We start from the raw sequence: 26,494 nt of genomic DNA, 5'->3' as shown, positions 1-26,494 counted from the left end.
TCATGGGATTATTATTTAATCCTGCTTCACTAGCTTTAGGACTCAGTAGCTTTAAGACGCATGAAATACCTTATCGCCGGACTCGGCAACCCCGGACCAGAATATGAGCTGACACGCCACAATATTGGTTTCCTCGTACTCGATCAGTTGGCCGATGCACATCAGACTGACTTTACCATAGGCCGCCTGGCCGAGAAGGCCGAGTTCAGACACAAAGGTAAAACGATCCACCTCATCAAGCCCACCACGTTCATGAACCTCAGCGGCAAGGCTATTGCATATTGGCTGCAGGAGCTGAAGATTCCCAAGGAGAATCTTCTGGTCATTGTCGACGATCTGGCGCTGCCGTTTGGTAGCCTGCGCATGCGCACGCAGGGCAGTTCAGCCGGTCATAACGGCCTCAAGAATATCGAGCTGTTATTAAATGGTCAGGATTATTCGCGCCTGCGGTTCGGTATCGGCAGTGACTTTGGTAAGGGTCAGCAGGTAGATTTTGTGCTCAGCAACTTCGCCCCGGAAGAGATGACGCAGCTGCCCGAGGTCATGAAGAAGGCCAACGATATGGTCCTCTCGTTCTGTCTGATCGGCGCAGCCAAAACCATGAGTCAATTCAACAACTAACACTTCGTCCATGAAACACCAGGTACACGTAGCCATACAGATCGTCCCCATCGGCGGCGGTCACCCCTACCCCATTATCGACAAGGCATTGGATGTGATTGCACAGTCGGGTATAGACCATCGCGTCGGCGCGATGGAAACGGTCATGCAAGGCCCGTATGACGTATTGATGGACGTAGCCAAACGTGCACAGGAAGCCTGCCTGGCGGCGGGTGCCGATGACGTTGTAGTGACCATGAAGGTGCATGCGCGCCGCCAGGGCGACATCACCTGGGAGGAAAAGGAATAAATAAACGCGGGGCGCTAGCTCACGGTAGAGCCAGGCGCCACGTCCTCGGTGGGGCGGATCAGACGCAGCTTGCCGTCATTGTCCTCGGCCATCAGGATCATGCCCTGCGACTCGGTACCCATCATTTTACGCGGGGCCAGGTTCGCGATAAACGTCACCTGCCGGCCGACCATTTCTTCAGCGCTGTAGTGTTTGGCTATGCCGCTCAGGATCGTGCGACGGCCCAGGCCATCGTCCACGGTAAGCTTGAGCAACTTATCGGACTTCTCCATTTTTTCAGCCGCTACCACTTCGCCGATGCGAATGTCGAGCTTGGCAAAGTCGTCAAAGGCGATCTCGGGTTTAAGGGGCTTCGTCGCCGTCACGGCAGCGGCACCGGCTCCTTCTGGTGCGACTGCCGGCGTCTTGCGCAGGCGCTCCATTTGTTTTTCGATGTCGGCATCCTCTACCTTCTTATACATCAGCTCCGGCGTGCCTAAGGCCGCCCCCTGGCGCACGACGTGTACCAGTTCTTCCTTCTGCCAGAACTGCTTGCGCGCGGTGTCAAACAGGTCGCTGTTGAGCTGACGGCGAATCGACGCGGCACCGTCCGGCAGGAACGGCTCGCACGCCAGGCCAATGTTGCCGACGATCGTCAGGGCATAGTTCAGGATGGCCGCAACGGCCTCCATATCCTCTTTTGCCAACTTCCAGGGCTCGGTGTCCGCCAGGAATTTATTGCCGATGCGCGCCAGGTTCATCATCTGGAACTGTGCCTCGCGGAAGCGGAAATCTTTCAGGCAGGCAGCCATTTCTTTTACAGCCTGGTTCAGGTCGTTATGCGCCTGGTGGTAGTGAGCGACTATTTTCTTGCGACGGTCGTCCGTACCCGGCAGCTCTTGTTCGGCCGGCACCTTGCCGTCGAAGTATTTACCTGTCAGCACCATCACGCGGTTTACGAAGTTACCCAGGATCGACACCATCTCGCTGTCGACCTTTTGCTGATAATCCTTCCACGTAAAATCAGCGTCCTTCGTCTCGGGTGATATCGACGTGAGCACATACCGCAGCTCGTCGCGACGACCGGGGAAGTCGAGCAGATATTCATGCAACCATACCGCGTGATTACGCGAGGTTGACAGCTTCTCGCCCTCCAGGTTCAGGAACTCATTAGCCGGTACGTTGTCGGGCAAAATAAAGTCGCCCGCGGCCTTCAGCATCGAGGGGAAGATAATGCAGTGAAACACGATGTTGTCCTTTCCAATGAAGTGGATCAGGCGGGTTTCAGGATCCTTCCAGTATTTTTCCCAATCGTTAGGCTTTAATTCTTTGGTCGCCGATATATAGCCGATGGGGGCATCGAACCACACATACAGCACTTTCCCTTTGGCATCGGGCAGCGGCACCGGGATCCCCCACTCCAGATCGCGTGTAATGGACCGCGGCTGCAGCCCCTGGTCGAGCCACGACTTGCACTGCCCGTACACGTTGGTCTTCCAGTCCTGATGGCCTTCCACGAGCCACTCGCGCAGCCAGTTTTCAAACTTGTCCAGCGGGAAGTACCAGTGCCGCGTCGGCTTCAGCACCGGTGTATTGCCCGACACCGTAGAGCGTGGATTGATCAGCTGGCGCGGACTAAGGCTCGTACCGCATTTTTCGCACTGATCGCCGTAGGCGTTCGGATTGCCGCAGTTCGGACAGGTACCGATGATGTAGCGGTCGGCCAGGAAGATCCCTTCCTGCTCGTCATAGTATTGGTCGGAGGTCTCTTCGATGAAGAGGTTCTGGTCATAGATCTTCTTGAAGAACTCCTGGGCGGTCTCATAATGCACCGGGTTGGACGTGCGGGAGTATATGTCAAAGCCTATACCGAAGTCTTCAAACGCCTTTTTCATCAGGTGGTGGTACTTGTCGACAAAGACACGCGGTGACACCCCTTCTTTCTTGGCGCCGAGGGTAATCGCCACGCCGTGCTCGTCAGAACCACAGATAAAGACCACGTCTTCACCCCGCAGGCGCAGGTAGCGCACGTAGGTGTCGGCCGGCAGGTAGGCGCCGGCAATATGGCCGATATGAAGGGGGCCGTTTGCGTAAGGCAACGCGGCCGTGATGGTATGACGTTTGAATTGACTCATGGCGTGCAAAGATGATAATAGTAAAGGACGTAAAAAAATTCCCGGAGGGGGTATCAGATCGACGGCTTTTCAATGCCTTCGTCCAGATTGGGCGGATAGGCCGGGAAGATCACGTAGAACTCTGTGTATCCCTCTGGTGTCGTTTGCAACCCTACCCTGCCTCCGAGCTTGGCGGTAGCCGTTTTCACAATGTACAAGCCGATGCCCCCCGTCTCCGAACGCTCGGACGCCCGGAAGAACATCCGGAACAGCTTGCCGGGATTTTCTTCACTGATGCCGATCCCATTGTCCACCACGCGCATCTTTACATACCCTTTGTCCATGGGCAGGATATATATCTCCACAAACGACTCGACAGTGGCTGCCTCGTTGTAAAATTTGATGGCGTTGTCGATCAGGTTTTCCAATACAATGCGGATCAGCTCGCGGTCGGAGCGGATCACGGCACGCTCGTCGATCTGCTTGCGGATCACCAGCTTTTGTGGCAGTCCCTTTTTCTTTTCCAGCATGAGCACGTCGTTGACGATCGACTCGAAGTCGACCTGGCTGATCGACAACTTTGAGTTGTTGATCTGGTTGATGATCAACAACCGCGTCAGGATAGTGTTGAGCCGCTCCGCCGTCGTGTCAAGCTTGCGCAGGTAGTCGAGCGCCACAGGATCTTTTACATCCAGCAGCGCTACGTTGCACATACCTTTGAGACTGGCCAGCGGCCCGCGAATGTCGTGCGAGGTCTTGTAAATGAAATTATCGAGCTCGTCGTTCACCTGTTTCAGCGACTGGTTGGCACGCTCGAGATCGATGGTCTTGGCCTCCACCTCTTTGTCGAGGTATTTATTTTTACTCTCCAGCAGCTCGTTCTGCGCCTGAATGGTTTCCTTCGCCTCCGAGAGCTGGGCGTTGACACGCTTAATGGTACGGTTGCTTCGCTGAAGCACCAACACCAGCATACCGGCCAGCATGGCGATGATGGCAATGGCGAAGTTGAGGTCGCTTTGTTGTTTGATGACCTGCTCCTTTGCGGCAATGATACTGATGTTCTCGCGCTCCTCGTAATCGGTCTGGATCTTGGCCACGTTCTTGACGAGCTCTTCGCTGATGACGCTGTCTTTCAACTGAATGTATCGGGACTGGTAAAAAGACGCATTCTGAAAATCGTTCCTGCTCGTATACAGCACCGCAAATTGTCTGTAGGTATCCATGAGCAGCTGGCCATATCCCAATTCGGAAGAGAGCGCTTCGGCGCGTCGCAGATACAGCTCTGCACCCTTGATATCGTTCTCTTCGCGCGCTACCTGCCCCAGGTACACCATGTTTTCGCACTGAAAGCGTTTGTCGTTGTCCTGTCGGGCGATTTCCAGCGAGCGTTCAAAATGCCGGCGAGCCTCGCTAAGCTCACCCAAATGAATGTTGGACACTCCTAATCCAAAATGAGCTTCGATGAGGATGCTGGGGCTGCAATTGTCGGCACAGGTCTTTAACGCCTCGCTGATGTATTTTTGCGCCTGGTTAAAATCGTCGGCGTCTGCGCCCGCTATCTGGTTATAACACAAGCCGAGATTGATGAGAAGCCGGTCGAGATCGTACGTGTCGTTGGATTCACGCTTGAGATTCAATGCCTTGGTATAAAACTCAATTGCCTTCGAATAGTGCCTCATCTTGAAATACACCAGGCCAATGTTGTTGAGCGCAATGCTGATCTCGCTTTTGACGCCGTCCTTCTCACGCGCGATGAGCGTCTCGAAATTATACTCCAGTGCCTTTCCGTAATCCGCCTTCAAGGTATATATCAGGGCAATGGAGTTTAGCAGGATCTTATTCTCGGCAGCATAGCCGTTTCTGCGGGCGATGCCCAGCACCTGCTCCGACTTCTTCAGTGCTTCGTCGAGTCGCTCCAGGCGCCGCAGCGCCGAAGCTTCGAGCATCGTGGCTTTGATGATGCGAAGGCTGTCACCCTGGTCCCAGCCGATGCGCGCAGCCTCTGTCGCATACGACAACGCTTCACGCTGCCGTGAGTCCAGGATAAGCGCACGAGACAAGTCGAATAGTATATTAAATTTCTCACTATCACTCTTGCCCGGTAACAGATTTTTCAGCGAGTCGATCGTCGTTGATCGTTGCTCTTGTCCACTCACATTTCCCGCTACAATCAGAAGAAGAACAATGGCGGCTAGCTTACGAAAGTTTAAAAAATTTAGGTACACGGGTGCGGTTACAAATTTTAATACGGGAAAAGTTTCAACTAAACCAGCCAATTTTGAGGTATCAATTTAATTCTAATAAACCTATTACAAAAACATAAACCCGACAAACTCATGAAAAAGTAGCCTGCCACACACGGCTTCTTGCATGGTCGGCGACCCCGCCACACAGACGCTACGGTCTCGCAAGCGACCGCCGCATAAATCAGGGTCTCCCGGGCTGAACAAAAGGAAACTATTATCGAACATATCTAAAACTACCTACTATGAGAAAAGCCATTTATATACTGTTGTTTGCCTTCGTTTCAAGCATGGCCATTTCAGCCTGTACCGAAGAAGAGATCACACCGGCTTGCGACGACAACGGTGGGGGCCGTGGATCGGCTGATGGCCCGTACTAATCCCCTAAAGTAAACCTACTGACCTATTTCTAAACGAATTATCCCTATGAAAAAAATTATCTACGTACTCCTTTTCTCGCTGGTTTCAAGCCTGACCATCACCGCCTGCACCGAAGACGAAGTAACACCCCAGCAGGGCTTTAACGGCGGCGGTCGCGGATCGGCAGACGGCCCCTACTAATCCCCCCTTAAACAACCCTATTGAACCTATACCCAAACGATCTACTCCCATGAAAAAAATCATCTATATCCTCCTTTTTGCCCTGGTTTCAAGCGTAACCATCACCGCCTGCACCGAAGACGAAGTAACACCCCAGCAGGGCCTCAATGGTGGCGGCCGCGGATCGGCAGACGGCCCGTACTAGCCCACCCCTATCTTTAAAACAGTCCTCAATATTTTGATTATCAACACTATGAAAACTAAAATTATAATCCTCCTCGCCGTTTCAGCTGTTATTACCCTTTCTTTCACCTTCGTGACTGTGCGCGGCAAGGAAGCCCCTCAGACTGTCAAAACCGAAACGCACACAAGAGCTGCTGGCTTAGCTCCCGCAGGCGGCTTTGCAATGGAAGACCAGGCATACTAATGGGTTTTAAGCGCTTAAAATCCATATCCGTTATGCCTATCTGTATTCCAGCAACCCCCAAGCTACGCTATTGTCTCAGCCCGCATTCACCCCTTTGCTGAGCCTCCTGAAGGACTCGTGAAGAGGTGAATGCCCGCTGATCCGTTGGTCGCTATCTAACCGGCATTCCCGCCATCTCCTGCATTTTCCGTCGATATCTGGTTCCACCTTTTTGAATTCATCCTCCCTATCCGGCCCTTTTCAGGACTCCGGTCACTTATTTTTTCTTTTTTCGGCAACCAACCAGCCGGGCATCCGTGTAATAGGAGATACTTAAACTAATACTTTAACACCGTCTTTTGTAAAAAACAGGCCATTTATTACATGACTAAATCGTAATATTACAATGGTTTTAGTGTCTTTTTAACGCTCAATAATCCCTGTTTTCACCCTATCCAGCGGGGTTGTTTTGGTAACCGGAAATTTTGCAGGGAAACAACACATCTCCAGATTTTAAGCGTAAATCAGTGCATTCGGCGAGCATTGTGGGGAGTTTTTGCCACAGTTGCCGGCAAGCTGCCGGAATCGCCGTCAGACGTGCGCAGCCTGAAAAAAGCCCTTGTCAGGCCCGACCGGTGCCCGTAGCGTTGTAAAAAGAAAACGCGGGAGGCCGGTTCCGTAGAACTAGCCTCCCGCGTGATTAACGGCGGGTAGACCTACCGGTTTATACCAGCTGCTCCTTGTACGCCTGACGCGGCCGTAACTGAAGCATCTGAAACATTTCCTGATCTTTGATATAGCCCGGGTTCGGCGTGGTCAGCAACTTGTCACCCGCAAAGATGCTGTTGGCACCGGCCATAAAGCAAAGCGCTTGCTCTTCCAGGTTCATACGCACACGGCCGGCCGACAGGCGCACCATGGCATGCGGCATGATGATCCGTGCGGTGGCGATCATCCGTACCATCTCCCACACAGACACTTTCGGTTGATCTTCCAGCGGTGTGCCCTCTACGGGCACCAGCGCGTTGACCGGCACCGATTCTGGGTGCTGCGGCAATGTGGCAAGCGTATGGAGCATGCCGATGCGATCTTCTTCGCCTTCACCCATGCCGATGATACCCCCTGAGCAAACCGAGATGTTTGCCTTGCGGACGTTCTCAAGTGTGTCGAGGCGGTCCTGGTATGTGCGCGTGGTGATGATGTCGTCGTAGAAGTTCTCGCTTGTATCGAGGTTGTGGTTGTAGGCATACAACCCGGCATCCTTCAGCTTCTGTGCCTGCTCCGGGCTGAGCATTCCCAGCGTACAGCACACTTCCAGGCCCAGGGTATTCACACCCTTCACCATTTCGATGACCTTGTCAAAGTCGCGGTTGTCGCGCACCTCACGCCACGCAGCGCCCATACAAAAACGTGTGCTGCCGGCTTCCCTGGCCTCTACGGCTTTCTGCAATACTTCGCCCACTTCCATGAGCTTGTGCGCCGTCACGCCGGTGTTATACCGGGCCGCCTGCGGGCAGTAGGCACAATCTTCCGGACAGCCACCGGTCTTTACCGACAGCAGTGTACACACTTGCACCTCGCCGGCCTGGTGATACTGCCGGTGCACTGTCGCCGCTTCGTACATCAGGTCGAGTACGGGCTTGTTGTAAATGGCGGCGATCTCTTCCCGCGTCCAGTTATTGCGTATCGTCATGTTTTCTCAGTTAGAGGATAAATGAATAGACAAAAATAGGTTAGTGAAGGCGAAGTTCAAACGGCATGCGCGCCTGTACGCCCTGATAGCTTTTAAGGTTGTGTACTTGCTGATACCAGCCGTACAGATCGCCCAGCTCGGCCTTCAGCGCTTCGGCACGGGCGTCTTCTTCCCATTGCGACATCAATTGCTCGAAGACGCTCAGCTCCTGTTCCGGGTAATAACGAAGCTTGTAGTCTGCAGCGATACCCGCCTTGGCAGCAGCGATGTGAATAGCATCGTCAAAGCCGCCCAGTACGTCCACGAGCTTATGATCGAGGGCCTGCGCGCCGGACCACACGCGGCCGGAAGCTACTTTCTCAATTTCCGCCACAGGCATGTTCCGACCCTCGGCCGCCTTGCGTGTAAACGAAGCGTAGTGATCATTCAGGTTGGTTTGCCAGAAGTTGCGTTCGGCCTCCGTCAGCGGCCGTGACAAGGTATACATGTCGCCAAACTCGCCCGTACGCACCTCGTCAAAGGTGATGCCCACTTTATTTGACAGGAACTGGCTCATGTCGAACATCATTCCGAAGATACCGATGGAACCGGTAATAGTATGTGGTTGTGCTACAATGGTGTCGCAGGCCATCGCCAGATAATAACCACCCGATGCCGCATAGTCCGACATGGAAGCGATAACCGGTTTCTGCGCACGGGCCAATGTGATTTCACGCCACATCATATCCGATGCGCGGAACTCGCCGCCGGGTGAATTAATGCGCAGCACGATAGCTTTTACATCATCGTCTTCGCGGGCACGGCGAATGGCCTCGACAAAGGTATCCGCGCCAATGATGCGTTGTTCTGCCTCCGCTTTTCCCGGCATGATGGAACCGTCGGCAACGATCACTGCGATCTCGTGCGAAGCTTTTTTATAATCAGAGAAGCTGCGGCGGTATTTGCTGTACTTCACAAATGTTACCGAATCACTTGCGCCCAAACCCAGACGTGTTTTAAGATGGTCACGGAACTGGTCGCGGTATAACAAGCTGTCCACCAGGCCAAGCTCACGGGCCAGCGTTGCATTGCGCACTAACATTTTATCGGAGATCTCTTTCAGACGCGCTACTGGCATGTGACGTGCATCCGCCATGCGGTTCAGCATATGGCCATATACCGAGTTCATCAGCTCCGTCAGCTGTAGTTTGTTCTCGGGACTCATCTTCTCGAGAATGAACGGCTCGACAGCACTTTTGAATGCGCCCACACGGAAGATCTCGGGGCGTATTTCCAGTTTATCAAACAGCTTCTTGAAAAACATGATCTCTACCGTCAGGCCGTTGAACTCGATCTCCCCTTCCGGATTAAGGTATATCTTGTCGGCCGCAGACGCCAGGTAATACGCTCCTTCCGTCATGGTCTCGGTATAGGCAACCACCCACTTGCCGCTTTCGCGGAACTCGAGCAACGACTGCCGTATCTCTTCCAGTGACGAGAACCCGGCGCGGGGATGGCTGATGTCGAGATAAATGCCTTGTATGTTATCATCCTCCTGCGCGTGGCGGATAGTCTCCTTTAATTCGATCAGGCCGATCCGGGGCACGTCAGCCTGCCCCACGATCGGTACACCGGCCAGCGGGTTGCTATATTCTTTTTCCGTGATCTCTGCATCGAGCTTGAGGTGCAGCACGGTATGGGGATGAATAACGACCTCGTCACCACCCGACAAACCGGCCAGTACGGCGATAAAAAGAATAAACGACAAAAACGAGAAAATGACGAGCGCCAGAAAGGCGGCCAACAGGCTTTTCCAAAAGTTCATACCATTCCTTTAAGGCCCGAAATTAAGCAATACCCCTCCGAATAAAAAAGTATGTTTGCGGGGGCCTTTGCGCCCCATCCTGCATGACACACGATATTTTCCTTTTGTTGGGCACTAACCTGGGAGACCGTGCCGGCTACCTCGCCGCGGCCCGTACAGCACTGGCTGCCAGGGCCGGACACGTAGTCAACGCCTCGGCGCTATACGAGACCGAGGCCTGGGGGCGCACCGGCCAGCCCGCCTTTTTAAACCAGGCCATCGCGTTATCGTCAGCCCCGGAGGCACAAACACTGCTAAAAATCATACTGGAAATTGAGCTGTCGCTGGGCCGCGAACGCCGCGAACACTGGGGGCCGCGCGTAATCGACATCGACCTGCTATTATATAACGACCTGATTATCGATACCCCTTCCCTGCAGGTACCACATCCCCGCATGCCCGTGCGGCGTTTTGCGCTCATGCCGCTGGCGGAGATCGCCGGCGACGTGGTGCACCCGGTACTCCATAAAACAATCAGCGAGCTGCTCACGGAATGCCCGGACCAGCTCGCTGTTAAAAAACTGTAGCGTAAACGCCGGGCCTAGAGGCTCCGTGCTTCCACGCCGGGGTTGATCTTTTTTACCAGCCCTTGCAGTACTTTCTTCGGGCCGCATTCGATAAAGCTTGTCGCACCGTCCTTCACCATGTGCTGCACCGATTGGGTCCAGCGAACAGGAGCCGTCAGTTGGGCGATCAGATTCTTTTTAATCTCGGCGATCTCGATGGCGGGCGCCGCGGTGGCATTCTGGTATACCGGGCAAATAGGCTTGTTGAAGGTCGTCGCTTCGATCGCGGCTGCCAGCTCTTCGCGGGCAGGCTCCATCAACGGCGAGTGGAACGCCCCGCCTACCTGCAGGTGCATGGCGTGCTTCGCACCGGCAGCGCGAAGTTTCTCGCACGCCAGGTCGATGCCTTTAGACGAACCGGAAATGACCAGCTGTCCGGGGCAGTTATAGTTGGCGGCGACGACGATCTCTCCTTCGATCGACGCACAGATGTCTTCCACTACCTTGTCTTCCAGGGCGAGAATAGCAGCCATCGTGGAAGGCTTCAGCTCGCAAGCATGCTGCATCGCAGCAGCGCGTTTTGACACCAGTTGTAAGCCATCTTCGAACGACAGCGCCTTGTTGGCCACCAGGGCTGAAAACTCGCCCAGCGAATGGCCGGCCACCATGTCGGGGTGAAAGGCGTCGCTCGTTAACGCGATCGCTACTGAATGCAGAAAGATCGCAGGTTGTGTTACGTTCGTTTGCTTTTGCTCGTCGGCCGTTCCTTCGAACATGACCTGCGAAAGTTTGAAGCCGAGGATTTCATCGGCGCGGTCAAACAGGGCTTTGGCCGCCGGGTTGGTCTCATATAGATCCTTGCCCATGCCGGTGAATTGCGCGCCCTGTCCGGGGAATACGTATGCCTTCATGTTGTGTTTTTTAGCGGGAAACCAGCACAATCGTGTCAAAACAACGATTGCAACGGGATACCCCTGGTTAATCAGCCGCCAAAAATAGTGAAAAAGTAAACAGATGAAAGAGGGGCCGTTTCCACGGCCCGGATGGCTTGCCCCACGACCGGCCTATTGCCGGTCGTTGAGCAGGTGTACCCACCCTTTAAAGGTCTTTACCGCATCGTTGGGATTTAGCACATCAAAGGTCACTTCAGCGACATAGTAATAGACGGCGGGGTCAAGCATGCGACCATTTTTATCTTTTCCATCCCAATTGATTAAGATTGACTCATCATTTGATACACTGGCCGTATAGGTATATACCTCACGTCCCCAGCGGTTGTATACATTAAACCGAACGCTCTTCACAAACCGTGCACACTGCTCAAGAACATAATCGGGGCACGTCAGGCCGCCTTCTCCTCCCCCTTCTCCTCCTTCACAGTCTTCATAGCTAAACGCCTTAAATACAGGATTGAACTCGTCGCCGTTCGGGCTGAAGACGTTTGGTAAGCCATACGCCGGGCAGTTGTCGTTACAGACTGCATCACTCATCTCGCTTTCATTGCCTGAGAAGTCAACTGCCGATATGCGGTAACAATATGCAAGCGACGATAAACCCTTGTCCTCAAACTTGATGGCTGTCGCATCCAACGTGTCGATTCGGACATAATTACCCTTATAGTCACCTCGGTACACATAATAACGTACAACGTCTGTTTGACATTCTCCTGCATTGCTGCTGGACAAATAAACGGTATTTAAAAAGCCTCCGACCGAGGGTCTACACAAATTTGACGCTTGCAGACTATCACAGTTGGTTCTTGCAATCGTCAGTATCGGTTTGCACGGCGGAATACTGTCACCCGGTTGCACGCAGATGCGTTGGGAAAAGTTCTCCAACGGCTCGGGTATCTTAGTCGGGTTACCATATCCTCCATTGGTCAGGATCCGGTAACAATAGGTGGTGCCCGTCTCTAACCCGGCATCTACATATTGAAATCCGCTCGCCGTTACCTGGACGGAATCTATGAGCACCAGTTGGTCTTCGGCATCGTCTTCATCTCCGCGGTAAATATAATGATAAGGATGCGCCTCGATCTGGTTTGACCAGGGAACCTCTGCTGTCCAATCGAGCGTAATCTGATCTTTTTGCGACGACGACCCCAATCGTACCGACGACGCGACCTCCGAGGCCCCGATAATCGGCGAGCCTGTCGCGTGACCGTTGTAGGCTACGACACTATAGTTATAAACACTAGCCTCTGTATTCATACCTCCGTCAAGGTAGGTTGTATCTCCGTCTAGCAACGACGCAACAAGCGTCGAGTCGGACGCATTATTACCTTCACGGATACGTTCAAACCCGTCCGCGCGATATACTTCATATTTCAGGTCCCCCGGTGGATATACCACCGGATCGAGGTCGAACGGTCGCTTCCAGCTTATCCGAATCAAACCATCCTGCACACTGGTTCTTTCTATCGATACGTTGGTAATGATCGGCACATCGGCCGGTATAGGCCCCACGCAGATGTCCTCGGTCACATAGCTTTCGCCGCCCTGCGGCAGCGGAAACACGGCCACCAGCCGATAGCAGTACATGGCCCCCGGCGCGAGCCCCTTGCCACCATTGTTATCGACAAATTGCCACGTCGCCTGCGAAGGCGGAATACGGGCGGGCACGTCGTCTTTGATTAATTCATACCCGAGCCCCGGTGGCATACCGGTTTGACAGGTATCGGGGCGGAAACTGGTACTGTCTACCTTTCGCCAGACCTGGATAAATTCAGCGTTTTGACATTGGTAGCGCTCCCAGGTAAGCGTAGCCGTTCGGATGGCGGTGTTTAGCTGGGCATCTACCCATACGGGGGCCGGCCCCACCACGGTGATCCGCCACGTTTTATAGTTCACAAGACCTTTCTCGTCCTCTACTTTAAAGTTCACTGTATACGGCTGCTGACGAACGTGCTCACAGTCTGTTACCCAACGGAATGCAACCTGTCCCGGCGAGGGCTGAAATGCACTGGCTGGTGTCAGCGTAGCCGGCGACTGCTGCGCCGGAAAGTCGAACGTTTCGGAAAACGCCGTGATCCTGATCCTGTCGCCATCCGGGTCTGTGCCCTTGATCGTCTCCTCTATCGTTGCTCCCGCCGTGACACAGATGTCCTCGGGGATGATCAATTCCGGTCGTTTGTTATCGCACTCTTCTACGAGGATCTGCATATCCCGTCGCACATACCCCATCTGTCGCCATTGCCCTTTGATCAGACGCCAGTCGATGACGATAAAGGCGATGTTGTATTCACCCGCCGTGCCGGGAGCATTCCAGGTCACGGTACCATCGGCGGGATGGATATTAAACTGCGGAGGACCGGTTGGATCGTTGCCGTTAGGCTCTTGTCCATTATTGAAGTTTGTATAAAATTTTCCGTCGTTAGGCTCTCTGTAGTTCAATACCGTTGTCGCACGGTCGCGGAAAGGAATTACCATCTGATAGCTCAGGCGGTCACCGTCAAGGTCTTTGGCACCGGGGTTATGGAACCACGCCACGGTCGTACAAGCGCGGTCGATGGGCGGCACTTCCAGGATGGCCGGCGAGCTGCAACCGTAAAAAGGATCGATAACAACTTGGGTCTCAAGATAAAACGTGGTATTTACCGATTGATCCATGTTCACCACGCCGGCATTCCGGTTGGGTTCGACATAGCTTACGGTATAGGTGCCGGGTCCGGCAAATGTGTGGTCTATTTCGAAGTAGGCACGGGCCGTACCGGCAGGCAGACCGTCGGTAGAGTACCGCGGGTCACCCGGGCCGATCTCGGGCACCAGGATGCGCCCCGTACGGTCGCCGAAATCCAGGTAATCTTGCTCCCCCCCAAACAGCACGTTGGTGTTTGTCGTATTGGTATAAACCTCCACGCGTATTCTGTAGCGGCGCGTTTCGCAGTCGATCAACGTCATTAAGATATTGCCGGCACGCAGGTGGGTGGCCTGCACAACCTCCGGCAGGAGAAAGACCAACGCAAGCAGGTAGCGTAGGAATCTAATCCGGGAACGTAGAAGAGCCTTCATGGACGTAAATGTATATCCTCGCAGCGTTAATTACTTGAATACAATAATTTAAATATAAAATACCAGTCCGATGATATGAAACGGTAACTATGTTAACGGTAGTTAGCGTTTTTTTATTTCAGAGAAACGGTTTTTTAGCTAAAAAAATATGCCGGCCGGATGAATTACCGACCAACATGCCGGCGGGAAGGCTAAAAAAAGACGGCCGCAGGCTTTTACACTAGCGCATTTTATGTGATCTTCGCCCGACCGACCTAACCTGTCTCTAAAAGACCCATGAACCCTGACCCCAAGGCCTTGCGGGCTTCCTTGCTTAAACGCGAACTGGAGCTCCAGCGACTTATCCGTCAAATGAAACTTGATCAGCTACACCAAAGCACCGTCTATAAAAATCTGGAACAGGAACTGGTGACACTCAAGAAGGAAATTCTCACGTTGGAGGAGACCTTGTATTGACGACAACAGTGTGAGTGCTGGGGCGTTAAACTGTATGCTGTGAATAAAAAAAAGATCATTAACGACCCCATATACGGGTTTGTTCAGCTTCCTTCAGACCTTCTCTTCGACGTCATCTCCCACCCCGCCTTCCAGCGGCTTCGACACATCCGCCAGCTGGGCCTGTCCGACCTGGTGTATCCTGCCGCGCTTCACTCGCGATTTCAACATGCCCTCGGCGCGCAACACCTGATGGGACGCGTGCTGGGCACGCTGCGCCAGAAAGGAACCGACATTTCACCGGAAGAAGAAGAGGCCGCGCGCCTGGCCGTACTCCTGCACGACATGGGCCACGGACCGTTCTCACACGCGCTGGAGCATGTTCTGCTGCCCGGCGTCAAGCACGAAAGTCTCTCCTACCTGTTCATGGAACAGCTCAACAAAGAATTTAACGGCGCCCTGAGCCTGGCCATCCAGATCTTCCGCAATAGCTATGCACGAAAATTCTTTCATCAGCTGGTCTCCAGCCAGCTCGACGTCGACCGGCTGGATTACCTCAAACGCGACTGCTTTTTCACAGGCGTGCAAGAAGGCGCCATCGGCGTCGACCGGATCGTCTCGATGCTGAATGTATACCAGGAGCAGTTGGTCGTGGAGGAGAAAGGCATTCTCAACATCGAGAACTTCCTCAATTCCCGGCGCTTTATGTATTGGCAGGTGTATTTGCACAAAACGGCGGTCAGTGCCGAGCGCATGCTGGTCAACATCGTACGAAGGGCCCAGGCCCTGGTACACGCGGGGCATGACGTTACGGCCAGCGACAGCCTGCGCCGCTTCCTGGCCCATGACTACGCCCTTTCCGATTTTACCGACGACCCTTCGTTGCTGGCCGCCTTCGGCCAGCTCGACGACCACGACCTGTGGGGGGCCATGAAGTTTTGGCGTACCCACCCCGACCCCATCCTGTCGCTGCTCACGGACATGCTATTGACGCGGAAACTGTTCCAGATCCGCCTCAGCCAGGAGCCCATCGGCCGGACGTCGGTAGACCGCATCCGCGAGGCGATCGCCCGCGAGTATAAGACCCTGCGCGCCGAGACGTCTTACCTGTACTCCTATGGCACCGTGACCAACGAGGCCTATGCCGAAGGACAGCACATCAACATTCTCATGCGCAGCGGCAAACTCCTCGACATTGCCGACGCGTCTGATCTTCCTAACATTAAGGCCATTAGCAAAATCGTCAAAAAAAACTACCTCTGCTGGCCTAAAAATGTATCTTTGTGAGATTTTTTAACTGTTAGAATGACGGACTGCTACGGAAGATTTTTTGTCACGAGCCGTTAACAAACAAGCGCCTATGGAATTTACGATCAATCAAATAGCCGCCATGCTAAGCGGTGAAGTGCGGGGAGATGGTCAGGAGAAGATCAACATGTTGGCTAAGATACAGGATGCCAAGAAAGGCCAGCTTGCTTTTTTATCGAATCCGAAGTACGAGCAGTATATCTATACCACGCAGGCGACGGCGGTGATCGTCAAGAAGGACTTCGTGCCGCGCAAGGAAGTAAGCAGCTCGCTGATACTGGTAGACGATCCGTATAGCAGCTTCACGGCATTGCTGGAAGAGTACCACAAAATGGTGAGCTTCCAGAAAACGGGCATCGAGCAACCCAGCTACGTCGGCGAAGGAACGTCCATCGGCCAGAATATATACCGCGGTGCCTTCTCCTACGTGGGCAACGGCGCCAGGATCGGTGACAACGTCAAGATCCATCCCCACGTGTACATTGGCGACAATGTGGTGATCGGCGACAATACCATTCTTCACGCGGGCGTGAAGATCTATGCCGACACCCGCATCGGCAACAACTGTGTGATCCATGCCGGTACCGTCATCGGTAGCGACGGCTTCGGTTTCGCGCCGCAGGAAGACGGCACCTACAAAACTATTCCTCAGCTGGGCAACGTCATTATCGAAGACAACGTGGCCATTGGCGCCAACACCGTGATTGATTGCGCGACTATGTTTGGCGACGCTACTCTGGTGCGACAGGGGGTCAAGCTCGATAATCTCATCCAGATCGCGCACAACGTCGAGATCGGCAAGAACACCGTCATCGCCGCGCAAGCGGGCATCTCGGGATCGACCAGGATCGGCGAGAACTGTATCTTCGCCGGACAGGTGGGCATCGCCGGGCACCTGGTCATCGCCAACAACACCAGTGTCGGGGCACAAGCCGGTATCCCCAAATCTATCACCGAAGAAGGTCAGCGTCTGTTAGGATATCCCGCCATCGATATCAAAGAATATTTCCGCTCGTATGCCGTGTTCAAAAAATTGCCGGACCTGAACTACCGCCTGCGCGAACTGGAAAAAAAGGTTGCGGGCCAGGACCTCCCGGCAGGTGCCTGATACGTATAAAGCACTGATATACAGCACATATTCGCGATAAAAATGCAGAATTGCATAATCTGGATAATGGGCTTAACTTTGCCCACTTTTCCAGACCATGCTTAATATAAAACAGCAAACCATACAAAAGTCCGTGACCCTTTCCGGGGTCGGCCTGCACACAGGGGTTCAAACCAATATGACCTTCCTGCCGGCCAAACCGAACCACGGTATCAAGTTCCAACGCATTGATATTCCGGGGTCGCCCATCATCGACGCTGACTGTGATAACGTAACCGACGTTTCGCGCGGCACAACCATTGAACAAAGCGGTGCCAAGGTGAGCACCATCGAACATACCCTGGCGGCACTGACCGGTCTGGAGATCGACAACGTCCTGATCCAGCTCGACGGCCCCGAATGCGCTATTATGGACGGCAGCTCCATCCAGTTTGTGGAGATCCTCAAGGAAGCCGGCATGGAAGAGCAGAACGCGCTGCGCGATTTCTTTGAAGTGCAAGCCCCCCTCTTCTACCGTGAGACCGCCCGCAACGTAGAGATCGCGGCGTTGCCGCTCGACGACTACCGCGTAACGGTCATGGTAGACTACAACTCGCCGGTACTGGGCAGCCAGCATGCATCGATTACCGACATTCGTCAGTTCGAGAAAGAGATTGCGTCCTGCCGTACGTTCTGCTTTCTGCATGAGCTGGAAATGCTCTACAAAAACAACCTCATCCGTGGTGGCGACCTGAACAACGCCATCGTGATCGTAGACCGCGTCGTACAAGACGATGAGCTCGACAACATCGCCAAAATGCTGGGCAAGCCGAAAGTCGCGGTGAAGCAGGAGGGCATCCTCAATAACATCGAGCTGCGCTACAAGAACGAGCCGGCCCGCCACAAACTGCTGGACATTGTCGGTGACCTGACACTGGCCGGCCGCCCGCTGAAGGCGCAGATCCTGGCCGCACGCCCGGGCCATGCCGCCAACGTAGCGTTTGCCAAGAAGCTGAAGAAAGCCATGGAGCAGGCCGATAAGTCGGGCCGCCCGAAATACAACCCCTCACTGCCGCCGGTGATGGATATCAACAAGATCGCCAGCATTCTGCCGCACCGCTACCCGTTCCTGATGATCGACAAGGTCATCTACCTCGACAACGAAAGCGTAGCGTGCGTAAAGAACGTGACCATGAACGAGCCTCACTTCCAGGGACACTTCCCTGGCAACCCGGTCATGCCCGGTGTTATGCAGGTAGAGGCCATGGTACAGACCGGTGGCATCCTGGTGCTGAACACGGTACCCGACCCCGAAAACTATTGGACCTATTTCATGGGAATTGAAAACTTCAGATTCCGTAAAATGGTATTGCCAGGCGACACGCTGGTCATCCAGTGTGACCTGCTGGCCCCCATTAAAAGAGGTATCGCCAAGATGACCGGCCGCGCCTATGTCGGCAACACGCTCGTCTGCGAAGGAACAATGACCGCTAGTATAGTCCGTAAAGATTCATGAGCCGCTTCCCCCTAGCCAACGTACACCCCGAGGCACAGATTGGTAATAATGTTACCATCGAGCCATTTGCCACCGTACAGCAAGACGTCGTCATCGGCGACAACTGCTGGATCGGCCCTAACGCGGTCATCATGGATGGCGCACGCATCGGCAAAGATTGCAAGATCTTCCCCGGTGCCGTGATCTCCGGTATTCCGCAAGACCTGAAATTCAAAGGCGAAAAGACGACCACGGAAATCGGCGACCGCAGCACCATCCGCGAGTGCGTCACGATCAACCGGGGTACGGTCGACAAGTATAAAACGGTAGTCGGTACCGACTGCCTCATCATGGCGTATGCCCACCTGGGGCACGATTGCATTGTCGGTAACCACTGCATCCTGGGCAACTCGGTGCAGCTGGCGGGCCACGTGCTCATAGACGACTACGCCATCTTCGGCGGCGCCTGCGCCGTGCAGCAATTCTCCAAGATCGGTTCCCACGCCTACATCGGCGGCGGGTCGCTGGTGCGCAAAGATGTGCCGCCTTTTACCAAAGCCGCCCGCGAGCCACTGTCGTATGCCGGTATCAACACCGTGGGTCTGCGACGCCGGGGCTTTACATCCGAGAAGATCAACGAGATCCAGGAAATATACCGCTTCATCTTTTTGAAGGGCCTCAACAACTCGAAGGCCATCGACCTGATCGAGAAGGAAATTTCGGGTAGCCAGGAGCGTGATTACATCCTGGATTTCATCCGTAACTCCGAGCGCGGTATCATGAAAGGCTACGGCGGAATCGACTGATCGCACGGGTGAGCACTCCTTCCTCCGCTACCGGCATTACGATCACCACCGAAGGACTGGGCAAGCGTTTTAACCGCGAGTGGATCTTCCGCAACCTGGACACTACGTTCATTCCGGGAGCGATCTACGCCGTCACAGGACCCAACGGGTCGGGAAAATCCACCTTGCTGCAAGTACTGTGGGGCCAGATGCCGCCTAGCAAAGGCGTTGTTACTTATGCCCGTGGCGGCACAGCGTTATCCGGCGAGGACGTATACCGCCATGTGGCCGTTGCGACCCCATACATGGACCTCATCGAAGAGTTTACCCTCGAAGAACAGCTCCGATTCCATTTTTCCCTTAAAAAGGCCCGTTATGGCCTCAGCCCCGCCGATATGCTCGAGCGTATGTACCTGGCCGATGCGCGCCACAAGGTCATCGGCAATTTCTCGTCGGGCATGCGCCAACGGGTCAAACTAGCCCTGGCCTTTTATACGCAGGCCGACCTGGTATTCCTGGATGAACCCGGCACCAATCTGGACGACCGCGCCTTCACCTGGTACCTGGACGGGTTGCGCCAGCTGCTCACCACCGGCTGTACCGTATGGGTGGCCAGCAATGAACCGGCAGAATATCCGGCCGAAGCCCATAAAGTCGATATAATGCGCTATAAATAGCGGTTACTTGATGTCGTAACGCCGTAATTAACAGAATGATAATTACGGCCGGAGATGGCAGGAATTTGATTTTTGAATATTTACTTTCATATTCGTATCCTATAATTTTAGTTTAAACATGAAACATTCAGCAAGATTTTTATCTCTCCTGTTGCTCATAACTGCGGGTTTTGTGGCATCCAACTGTGGAAGCGATGACGGCGGAGGCACATCTGTACAGCAAACGCAGTTTACAAAACTTCAGGCCGATTGGACTGTATCCAGCGTAACCGGTACACCCGGCGGCCCGGATTGGAACGATGAATTCAGCGGCGGGGTATTGAGCCTGGCTGCCGGAAATAGCTTCTCGGAAAACGGAGAGTTCGCATACACGTTCACTGTACCGGATGGTGTAGTGACAAGCCCCTGGCCCGCAAACGGCCTCTGGAAATTTGGCTCCAGCGCCACCAGCAGCGTTACCCGCCTGGATTCGAAACTCAGTGGTGGAGGCAGCAACAACGCAGACGTTCCGATGTCCTACTCGCTGGAAAGCGGCGATAAAACCCTGATCCTCGAATTCGACCTGCCGGAAGGAGTCAACTACAGCATCGGCGGCAGAACAGGTTCTGTATCCGGCCACTGGAAATTCACCTTCACACGCCCGTAGTCGAATAGTCGATAGTATAAAAAGAACGGCTGTCCCGATCCTATCGCGACAGCCGTTCTTTTATTGTTCCAGGCCTGGCGTTGCGCGCAGCCGTCGTTACTTCAGTACGACAACGGTAATGCCGTCGCCTCCACGCTCAACGTGCTCGTCGTTCATCGACGCCACTTCTTTATACCGTTTCAGGTGGTCACGGACTACCTTGCGTAGCACTCCCTCGCCCTTGCCGTGCAGTACTTTCAGTTCGCCCTGTCCCAGCAAAATAGCCGTATCCATAAACTGATCCAGCAGCGGGATCACTTCTTCCACCCGCTTGCCGCGTATGTCCAGTGTATCGTTAAAGGTCGATCGCTTCTGAAATACGTCCACACCCACCGAACGCAAACGCGTGGCAATTTCCTTTTCTACCGCCGCCGTGATCTTTTCCAGCTTATCGATTTTCGTAACAGACTTCAGCTCGCCGAACTGCACCGTGGCATTTTTACCCTGAATGGATAACACCCGGCCGTTGCCGTCCTGGCCGATGATGCGTACGCGGTCACCTTCCTTCAACTCTTCGGGCGCACGCTTCTGCGGTTTTACCTCCGGCTCGACGCGTTGCGTGATGTCCTGCAGGTTCTTGCGCACCTTTTGTGTCTCCCGTTTGTGCGCCTGGTTCTCGCGGATGTGGCGGATCGTCTTTTCGATCTCACGGTTCGTGTCGCGCAATAAGCTCGACGCCTCTTCTTTTGCCTTGTTGATGATTTCCTTGCGTCGGTTTTCCAGCTCGCTCGACAGGGTTTGATATTTCGCCAGCGATTGCTTGAGGTCACTCTCCTGACGTTCCGTTTTCTTCAGTCGCTCGCTCAGCTCCTGACGTTCGCGCTCCAACGAACGCACCAGCTTCTCAAACCCGGCCAGGTCTTTCCCGACAAGTTTTTCCGCCTCCTGCAAGGTCTCTTGCGGCAGTCCGATCTTGCGGGCAATCTCCAGCGCAAACGAGCTACCCGGCTTGCCGATGTCGAGCACATAGAGGGGCATGAGATGCTGGTCATCAAAGCGCATGGCCGCATTGCGTATACCCTGCCGTTGGCCCGCAAAGAGCTTCAGGTTATAGTAGTGCGTCGTGGCCACGCCCCATACACGCTTCCGGAGCAGCGCCTCGAGGATCGCTTGCGCGATGGCGCCGCCAAAATCGGGGTCGGTGCCCGAGCCAAGCTCGTCCATCAGCACCAACGACTTATCCGAAGCCGAACGAATGAAGGTATCCATGTTGCGCAGGTGGCTGCTATAGGTGCTCAAGTCGTTCTCGATCGACTGCTGGTCGCCGATGTCGAGCAGGATATCGTTGAAGATCCCCACCCGCGACCGGTCCGACACCGGTATGAGCAACCCGCATTGCAGCATGTACTGCAGCAAGCCCACGGTCTTGAGACAAACCGATTTACCCCCCGCGTTGGGTCCCGACACCAGCAGCAACCGGTCCTGCCGGTCCAGCTCGATATTCAGCGGCACAATATCGCGTTTGCCTTTCAGGCTGAGGTATAATAGCGGATGGCGGGCGTTATACCACACCAGCTCCGGTTGCTTTTCAAGCAGGGGCAGGTCGGCGCCGATCTCTACCGAAAAACGGGCCTTGGCCCGTATAAAGTCTATTTGTGAAAGGAACTGATAGGCTACGCGCAACACCGGCAGCTGCTGCCGGAACTCGTCTGTCAGCTCGCGCAGGATACGTACTACCTCGCGCTTCTCGGCGTGCTCCAGATCGCGTATCTCGTTGTTGGCGTCGAGCATCTCGGTCGGCTCGAGGAACACCGTGTGACCGGTGGCCGACTCGTCGAGAATAAAGCCCTTCAGCTTGCGTTTGTGTTCGGCCTGGATGGGGATCACCACCCGCCCCTCGCGAATCGTGGGCAGCGCGCCTTCGGGCACCCATTTCTGCTCCACCGCCGTGCGGTATATCTGGTCCGCCAGCTTGCGCAGACGCCCTTGCTCATCGCGCAGGCGCTTGCGGATCCGGCCCAGCTCGGGGCTGGCGCTGTCGCGTACCACGGCCTTGTCGTCGATGCGGCTGGTAATGGACTGTACCAACGTGCCCGTGATCATCACGGGCTGTGCCAGCCGGTATAGCTCCGGGTAAATATCGTGCGCCTTGCTCAGGAACTGGCGGGCCGCCATGACCGTCTCCAGCGAATAGGCCAGGTTTAAAAACTCATCGGCTTCCAGCCAGTTGCCCTCCAGGGCGATCTTCTGCAGCCACTCGGTCGGGTCAAAAAAATAGCGGGACGGGAACGCCTCGCTTTTCTCCAGTATCTGACGAAACTCCAGGTTCTGTTTCAGCTGCGTGCGGATCACCTCCACCTCGCGGCTAAAGCGCATATCGTCCACCCAGGCTGCCCCGGCCGCCGACAGGCAGTAGCCTTTTAGCTTCTGACGTATCTGACCAAATCCAAGTTTATCTTCAAATGTCTCAGGGTAAATCATTTCTTTTCAGCGGCCACCGAGGCACGCTGCTCACGTAAATTCAGGGAGTCAACGAGGATCGTATAGATTTGTTGCATCTCCTTCGGATGTTCAATATAGTAGTTCATAGACTGTCGGAAGAGCGAGTCCGTCATACCTTCCTTTTCAAAGAGCCGCGCCCGGAACAGGTCCGACACTTTATAGGCCGAATCACTGGCGACGCCCAGCTTGCTGACTTTGTCTTCCGTGATCAGGATCTCGGCGAGCACCTTCACCATTTCATCCCGGTTCAGCACCCCGGGCGGCACCTCCTGCCGGCCACCACACGAGAGCAGCACAAGGACGGCTACCGCCGGGCACCATTTCCGCATCATTTCATTCATAACCACCGGCAAAATAATCATAATTGTTCTATTTTTGGCGTTGACCCCTGGCAAACCATCCGGGATCAAGCAAACCGCAGGCCTGATTTTTCAGCGTCTGTGTACGCCGCCCAGGCTGGGTATTAACGGCGATTTTTAACGAACGGCTACCGTATATATGAAGGATCTTCTAAAAAAGTTACGGAGGTACGAGATACAGATACGCAAGGCGATCAACAGCCAGATGAAGGGTGACTTCCACTCCGTCTTTAAAGGATCAGGGCTGGAATTTGACGATGTGCGCCCTTACCAGTATGGCGACGACATTCGAACCATCGACTGGAGCGTATCGGCCAAAGGCCACGGCACCTTCGTCAAAACCTTCAAGGAAGAAAAAGAGCAAACCGTATTCTTCATCCTCGACGTATCGGCTTCCGAAGACATTGGAAGCCCCGGACGCACCAAGGTAGACATCGGTAAAGAGATCTGCGGCGTATTGGCGCTGTCGGCCGTAAAAGAGTCCGGCCACGTGGGATTGATCTGCTACTCCGACATCAAGGAGCGTTTCATCAAGCCCACCAAAGGCCAGTCGCAAGCCTACGAGATCATCTCGGCCCTGTCCAACCTCAAGCCGCTCTCCACCGGTACCAACTTGTCGAAAGCCATCTCGTTTGCGCTGAACGCCATCCGCCGCCGCAGCGTGGTCATACTCATCTCCGACTTCATCGACGAAGGATATGAAGACAACCTCAAGGCACTGGCCCGCCGTCACGACCTGGTCGTGATCCACATCAGCGACAAACGCGAAACCGGCCTGCCCAAACTGGGCATCATCCCCGTGCTGGACAAAGAGACACAACGTACCGTGTGGATCAATACATCGTTTGGCGACTTCCGCGAAAAGATCATCCGCCACCACACCGAGCGGAAAGCCACCCTGGAGAAGTTCAGCCGCAAACACGAGATCAATTTCATCACGCTCGATACGGACGAAGACTATGTGCCTAAATTGCTGCGTTTATTCAAAGTGCGGAACAAATCGATGAAGACGACATGAGGATGAAAACGATCGGTGTAGCCGCCTGTATACTAGTACTCCTCCCGTTCGCCGCCCACGCGCAGGACACCAACGTTACCGTGCGCGCCGGCTTTATCGAAGACAGCCTGCGTGTAGGCGACCCCGTACGCTTTTACCTGACGGCGCGCTATGCCCAGGGCCAGCAGGTGCTGTTCCCCGACTCCACCTTTGCCTATGCTCCCTTCGAGCTCGACCATCGTAGCTACACGCCCACCGACACCCGCGACGGCATGAGCTACGACAGCGTGGTGTATCATGTCACAACCTTCGAGCTCGACGAACATCCGTCGCTCAGTCTGCCGGTATATTTATTGACCCCGCAGGATTGTACGGTCTTCGAGTCGCCGCGCGACAGTATCCGGCTGGCCTTGTCACCCATGCCCGGCCTGGACAGCATTACCATCGACAAATTACCCCTGCGCGAAAACGTCGCATACCACGACGTCCCCCAGGCATTTAATTACGTCATCGCCCTGATCATACTCGGGGTCGTCCTGCTGATCGTCGTCCTGGCATGGATCTTCTTTGGCCGGCGGATCCGCCGGTACTTCCGCGTCCGTCGCATGCTGAAGATGCACCAGCAATTCATGGCGTCGTACGGCGGCGCGGTGGCGGCGATCCGCGATAATTTCTCGGCCGCCAATGCCGAACACGTTTTGGCCCAATGGAAGCGTTATATGGAACAGTTGGAGATCCGCCCGTATACAAAAATGACAACGCGCGAAATACAAGCCGCTTTGAAAGACGACGCCGTCACACGTACCCTCAAGGCCATCGACGGCGCGATCTATGGCCATAGCACACAGGCGGCAACCGAGCAGCTCGCCAACCTGCGCGACATGGCCGACCAGCGCTTCGCGTTAAAACTACAGGAGGTGAAAAATGGATAAGGATCTCACACCGTGGTACTCACCGGAGTGGTTCTTCCCCTCCACCCTTCGTTCCTTCACGTGGGAGAACAGTTGGATGCTCTGGCTCCTGCTGGCCGTGCCCGTCGTATTCGTAGCGCGCTGGTTCATCCGGCAAACCACCAACCAGAAGCTCTCCGTGGCGGTAACGCGGCAGGACCTGCATGCCTCGCCCCTCGCGCTGCTGCGCCTGATACCCGACGTGCTCATGTTCCTCACGCTGGTATTGCTCGTGACCGCGCTGGCACGCCCGCAAAAAAGTAACGAGAAGGTAGAGCAATGGACCGAAGGCATCGACATCATGATCGCCCTCGACATCTCGCAGTCCATGCTGATCGAAGACTTTGTTCCGAACCGGCTCGAAGCCGCCAAGGAGGTAGCCAAGAACTTCATCGACGGCCGTGTACAAGACCGCATCGGTCTGGTCGTCTTCTCCGGCGACGCCTTCTCCATGGCGCCGCTCACCACCGACTACGACCTGCTGCGCGCATACCTCAAGGACATTACCTACGAGATGATCGAAAGCAAAGGCACGGCCATCGGCAGCGCCATGGCCGTGGTGACAAACCGCATGAGCGAGTCGAGCGCGAAATCCAAAGTATGTATCCTCCTGAGCGACGGCGACAACACCGCCGGCAACATCGATCCTATCACGGCCGCCGAGCTGGCGACAGCTTATGGCATTAAGATCTATACCATTGTCGTGGGAAAAGAAGGGCTTGTGCCGTACGGTAAAGATTTCTTTGGCCGGCCTAACATGGTAGAGAATACCATCGACGAAAGCACCATGCGCAAGATGGCGAGCATCGGCGGAGGCGAGTTCTTCCGCGCGACCGACAACCGCGCCCTGGAACAGGTCTTTGCCCGGATCAACCAATACGAAAAGGCAGAGATCAAAGAGACCCGCTTCAAAGACACCTCAGACTATTATTTCGTCTACGTGAGCTGGGCGGTGGCGTTCTTCCTGCTGTGGCTGCTGCTGAAGTCGACCTTTATCAGCAACATCCTGCAGGACTAGCTCCCTGCGCGC

Annotated in this window: 25 protein-coding genes; 17 read left to right on the top strand and 8 right to left on the bottom strand. The window is 54.6% G+C overall.

Features of this window, described 5'->3' with window-relative positions; genetic code table 11:
• The first annotated feature begins 60 nt into the window (after window positions 1-60).
• Complete coding sequence (gene pth / locus KK078_RS15270; protein WP_254091156.1) at window positions 61-621, top strand: aminoacyl-tRNA hydrolase; 561 nt, start codon at window positions 61-63, stop codon at window positions 619-621.
• Window positions 622-631: 10 nt separating this feature from the next.
• Window positions 632-910 (top strand): thiamine-binding protein, encoded by a 279-nt coding sequence (locus KK078_RS15265; protein WP_254091155.1) that lies wholly within the window; start codon window positions 632-634, stop codon window positions 908-910.
• Window positions 911-924: 14 nt separating this feature from the next.
• Here the strand turns inward: KK078_RS15265 and metG are convergent, their stop codons facing one another.
• Together metG and KK078_RS15255 are read right to left on the bottom strand one after the other, a co-directional pair.
• A complete protein-coding gene (gene metG / locus KK078_RS15260; protein ID WP_254091154.1) occupies window positions 925-3,024 on the bottom strand; it encodes a methionine--tRNA ligase in 2,100 nt (699 codons plus the stop codon).
• 53 nt (window positions 3,025-3,077) lie between these two features.
• The gene (locus KK078_RS15255) at window positions 3,078-5,159 is read right to left on the bottom strand and encodes a tetratricopeptide repeat protein (RefSeq protein WP_254091153.1); all 2,082 of its coding nucleotides are present in this window, start codon (window positions 5,157-5,159) and stop codon (window positions 3,078-3,080) included.
• 332 nt (window positions 5,160-5,491) lie between these two features.
• On the opposite strand from KK078_RS15255, the gene KK078_RS30485 reads away from it, so the two are divergent.
• The 4 genes from KK078_RS30485 to KK078_RS15250 are packed head-to-tail and all read left to right on the top strand — an operon-like array spanning window position 5,492 to window position 6,213.
• Complete coding sequence (locus tag KK078_RS30485; protein ID WP_262898692.1) at window positions 5,492-5,626, top strand: hypothetical protein; 135 nt, start codon at window positions 5,492-5,494, stop codon at window positions 5,624-5,626.
• A 46-nt stretch (window positions 5,627-5,672) separates the two neighbouring features.
• Window positions 5,673-5,807: a hypothetical protein gene (locus tag KK078_RS30480; protein ID WP_262898691.1), complete on the top strand. Its 135-nt coding sequence runs from the start codon at window positions 5,673-5,675 to the stop codon at window positions 5,805-5,807.
• Window positions 5,808-5,856: 49 nt separating this feature from the next.
• The gene (locus KK078_RS30475) at window positions 5,857-5,991 is read left to right on the top strand and encodes a hypothetical protein (RefSeq protein ID WP_262898690.1); all 135 of its coding nucleotides are present in this window, start codon (window positions 5,857-5,859) and stop codon (window positions 5,989-5,991) included.
• 48 nt (window positions 5,992-6,039) lie between these two features.
• Window positions 6,040-6,213, top strand: a complete 174-nt coding sequence (locus KK078_RS15250) for a hypothetical protein (protein ID WP_254091152.1) — start codon at window positions 6,040-6,042, stop codon at window positions 6,211-6,213.
• Window positions 6,214-6,916: 703 nt separating this feature from the next.
• Here KK078_RS15250 and bioB read toward each other — a convergent pair.
• Both bioB and sppA read right to left on the bottom strand, forming a co-directional pair.
• The gene (bioB, locus tag KK078_RS15245) at window positions 6,917-7,885 is read right to left on the bottom strand and encodes a biotin synthase BioB (protein WP_254091151.1); all 969 of its coding nucleotides are present in this window, start codon (window positions 7,883-7,885) and stop codon (window positions 6,917-6,919) included.
• A gap of 40 nt (window positions 7,886-7,925) precedes the next feature.
• Entirely contained in the window at window positions 7,926-9,689 is a 1,764-nt protein-coding gene (gene sppA, locus KK078_RS15240) for a signal peptide peptidase SppA (RefSeq protein WP_254091150.1), read from the bottom strand.
• An 83-nt stretch (window positions 9,690-9,772) separates the two neighbouring features.
• Here sppA and folK point away from each other — a divergent pair, with 83 nt between their 5' ends.
• Window positions 9,773-10,255, top strand: coding sequence for a 2-amino-4-hydroxy-6-hydroxymethyldihydropteridine diphosphokinase (gene folK / locus KK078_RS15235; protein ID WP_254091149.1), 483 nt, complete (start codon window positions 9,773-9,775; stop codon window positions 10,253-10,255).
• 14 nt (window positions 10,256-10,269) lie between these two features.
• Here the strand turns inward: folK and fabD are convergent, their stop codons facing one another.
• Together fabD and KK078_RS15225 are read right to left on the bottom strand one after the other, a co-directional pair.
• Complete coding sequence (gene fabD / locus KK078_RS15230; RefSeq protein ID WP_254091148.1) at window positions 10,270-11,145, bottom strand: ACP S-malonyltransferase; 876 nt, start codon at window positions 11,143-11,145, stop codon at window positions 10,270-10,272.
• A 153-nt stretch (window positions 11,146-11,298) separates the two neighbouring features.
• Complete coding sequence (locus KK078_RS15225; RefSeq protein ID WP_254091147.1) at window positions 11,299-14,244, bottom strand: T9SS type B sorting domain-containing protein; 2,946 nt, start codon at window positions 14,242-14,244, stop codon at window positions 11,299-11,301.
• A gap of 276 nt (window positions 14,245-14,520) precedes the next feature.
• Here KK078_RS15225 and KK078_RS15220 point away from each other — a divergent pair, with 276 nt between their 5' ends.
• The 7 genes from KK078_RS15220 to KK078_RS15190 all read left to right on the top strand — a co-directional run bounded on the left by KK078_RS15220 (window position 14,521) and on the right by KK078_RS15190 (window position 20,677).
• Window positions 14,521-14,700: a hypothetical protein gene (locus KK078_RS15220; RefSeq protein ID WP_254091146.1), complete on the top strand. Its 180-nt coding sequence runs from the start codon at window positions 14,521-14,523 to the stop codon at window positions 14,698-14,700.
• A gap of 39 nt (window positions 14,701-14,739) precedes the next feature.
• The gene (locus KK078_RS15215; protein ID WP_254091145.1) at window positions 14,740-15,966 is read left to right on the top strand and encodes an HD domain-containing protein; all 1,227 of its coding nucleotides are present in this window, start codon (window positions 14,740-14,742) and stop codon (window positions 15,964-15,966) included.
• A gap of 73 nt (window positions 15,967-16,039) precedes the next feature.
• On the top strand, window positions 16,040-17,095 hold the full coding sequence (gene lpxD / locus KK078_RS15210) for a UDP-3-O-(3-hydroxymyristoyl)glucosamine N-acyltransferase (protein WP_254091144.1): 1,056 nt from the start codon (window positions 16,040-16,042) through the stop codon (window positions 17,093-17,095).
• Between the two features lie 97 nt (window positions 17,096-17,192).
• Window positions 17,193-18,590 (top strand): bifunctional UDP-3-O-[3-hydroxymyristoyl] N-acetylglucosamine deacetylase/3-hydroxyacyl-ACP dehydratase, encoded by a 1,398-nt coding sequence (locus KK078_RS15205; protein WP_254087163.1) that lies wholly within the window; start codon window positions 17,193-17,195, stop codon window positions 18,588-18,590.
• Window positions 18,587-19,375: an acyl-ACP--UDP-N-acetylglucosamine O-acyltransferase gene (gene lpxA / locus KK078_RS15200; RefSeq protein ID WP_254091143.1), complete on the top strand. Its 789-nt coding sequence runs from the start codon at window positions 18,587-18,589 to the stop codon at window positions 19,373-19,375. Before KK078_RS15205 ends, lpxA begins: the two co-directional genes overlap by 4 nt.
• Window positions 19,376-19,383: 8 nt before the next feature.
• Window positions 19,384-20,031, top strand: a complete 648-nt coding sequence (locus KK078_RS15195) for an ABC transporter ATP-binding protein (RefSeq protein WP_254091142.1) — start codon at window positions 19,384-19,386, stop codon at window positions 20,029-20,031.
• Window positions 20,032-20,203: 172 nt separating this feature from the next.
• Entirely contained in the window at window positions 20,204-20,677 is a 474-nt protein-coding gene (locus tag KK078_RS15190; RefSeq protein ID WP_254091141.1) for a hypothetical protein, read from the top strand.
• 96 nt (window positions 20,678-20,773) lie between these two features.
• Here the strand turns inward: KK078_RS15190 and KK078_RS15185 are convergent, their stop codons facing one another.
• The gene (locus KK078_RS15185) at window positions 20,774-23,137 is read right to left on the bottom strand and encodes an endonuclease MutS2 (protein WP_254091140.1); all 2,364 of its coding nucleotides are present in this window, start codon (window positions 23,135-23,137) and stop codon (window positions 20,774-20,776) included.
• Window positions 23,134-23,520, bottom strand: coding sequence for a DUF4296 domain-containing protein (locus tag KK078_RS15180; RefSeq protein WP_254091139.1), 387 nt, complete (start codon window positions 23,518-23,520; stop codon window positions 23,134-23,136). The genes KK078_RS15185 and KK078_RS15180 overlap by 4 nt, the downstream gene beginning before the upstream one ends.
• 136 nt (window positions 23,521-23,656) lie before the next feature.
• On the opposite strand from KK078_RS15180, the gene KK078_RS15175 reads away from it, so the two are divergent.
• The 3 genes from KK078_RS15175 to KK078_RS15165 are packed head-to-tail and all read left to right on the top strand — an operon-like array spanning window position 23,657 to window position 26,482.
• On the top strand, window positions 23,657-24,535 hold the full coding sequence (locus KK078_RS15175) for a DUF58 domain-containing protein (protein ID WP_254091138.1): 879 nt from the start codon (window positions 23,657-23,659) through the stop codon (window positions 24,533-24,535).
• Window positions 24,532-25,446, top strand: coding sequence for a hypothetical protein (locus KK078_RS15170; protein WP_254091137.1), 915 nt, complete (start codon window positions 24,532-24,534; stop codon window positions 25,444-25,446). Before KK078_RS15175 ends, KK078_RS15170 begins: the two co-directional genes overlap by 4 nt.
• Window positions 25,439-26,482 carry a vWA domain-containing protein gene (locus KK078_RS15165; RefSeq protein WP_254091136.1) on the top strand — a complete coding sequence of 348 codons (1,044 nt, stop codon included), beginning with the start codon at window positions 25,439-25,441 and terminating at the stop codon, window positions 26,480-26,482. Before KK078_RS15170 ends, KK078_RS15165 begins: the two co-directional genes overlap by 8 nt.
• Window positions 26,483-26,494: the final 12 nt, after the last annotated feature.

It is taken from the genome of Dawidia soli (assembly GCF_018598185.1).
GTDB classification, from domain to species: Bacteria; Bacteroidota; Bacteroidia; order Cytophagales; family Cyclobacteriaceae; genus Ohtaekwangia; species Ohtaekwangia soli.
This window is presented reverse-complemented; position numbering and strand designations above follow the sequence as displayed.

Bases quoted from the DNA above. Each gene is read 5' to 3' on its own strand.
- KK078_RS15250 (WP_254091152.1), top strand. From the start codon at position 6,040: ATGAAAACTAAAATTATAATCCTCCTCGCCGTTTCAGCTGTTATTACC.
- KK078_RS15220 (WP_254091146.1), top strand. From the start codon at position 14,521: ATGAACCCTGACCCCAAGGCCTTGCGGGCTTCCTTGCTTAAACGCGAA.
- lpxA (WP_254091143.1), top strand. From the start codon at position 18,587: ATGAGCCGCTTCCCCCTAGCCAACGTACACCCCGAGGCACAGATTGGT.
- KK078_RS15205 (WP_254087163.1), top strand. From the start codon at position 17,193: ATGCTTAATATAAAACAGCAAACCATACAAAAGTCCGTGACCCTTTCC.
- sppA (WP_254091150.1), bottom strand. From the start codon at position 9,689: ATGAACTTTTGGAAAAGCCTGTTGGCCGCCTTTCTGGCGCTCGTCATT.
- KK078_RS30475 (WP_262898690.1), top strand. From the start codon at position 5,857: ATGAAAAAAATCATCTATATCCTCCTTTTTGCCCTGGTTTCAAGCGTA.
- metG (WP_254091154.1), bottom strand. From the start codon at position 3,024: ATGAGTCAATTCAAACGTCATACCATCACGGCCGCGTTGCCTTACGCA.
- folK (WP_254091149.1), top strand. From the start codon at position 9,773: ATGACACACGATATTTTCCTTTTGTTGGGCACTAACCTGGGAGACCGT.
- pth (WP_254091156.1), top strand. From the start codon at position 61: ATGAAATACCTTATCGCCGGACTCGGCAACCCCGGACCAGAATATGAG.
- KK078_RS15165 (WP_254091136.1), top strand. From the start codon at position 25,439: ATGGATAAGGATCTCACACCGTGGTACTCACCGGAGTGGTTCTTCCCC.
- KK078_RS15170 (WP_254091137.1), top strand. From the start codon at position 24,532: ATGAGGATGAAAACGATCGGTGTAGCCGCCTGTATACTAGTACTCCTC.
- KK078_RS15265 (WP_254091155.1), top strand. From the start codon at position 632: ATGAAACACCAGGTACACGTAGCCATACAGATCGTCCCCATCGGCGGC.
- KK078_RS15180 (WP_254091139.1), bottom strand. From the start codon at position 23,520: ATGATTATTTTGCCGGTGGTTATGAATGAAATGATGCGGAAATGGTGC.
- bioB (WP_254091151.1), bottom strand. From the start codon at position 7,885: ATGACGATACGCAATAACTGGACGCGGGAAGAGATCGCCGCCATTTAC.
- KK078_RS15185 (WP_254091140.1), bottom strand. From the start codon at position 23,137: ATGATTTACCCTGAGACATTTGAAGATAAACTTGGATTTGGTCAGATA.
- lpxD (WP_254091144.1), top strand. From the start codon at position 16,040: ATGGAATTTACGATCAATCAAATAGCCGCCATGCTAAGCGGTGAAGTG.
- fabD (WP_254091148.1), bottom strand. From the start codon at position 11,145: ATGAAGGCATACGTATTCCCCGGACAGGGCGCGCAATTCACCGGCATG.
- KK078_RS30485 (WP_262898692.1), top strand. From the start codon at position 5,492: ATGAGAAAAGCCATTTATATACTGTTGTTTGCCTTCGTTTCAAGCATG.
- KK078_RS15225 (WP_254091147.1), bottom strand. From the start codon at position 14,244: ATGAAGGCTCTTCTACGTTCCCGGATTAGATTCCTACGCTACCTGCTT.
- KK078_RS30480 (WP_262898691.1), top strand. From the start codon at position 5,673: ATGAAAAAAATTATCTACGTACTCCTTTTCTCGCTGGTTTCAAGCCTG.
- KK078_RS15175 (WP_254091138.1), top strand. From the start codon at position 23,657: ATGAAGGATCTTCTAAAAAAGTTACGGAGGTACGAGATACAGATACGC.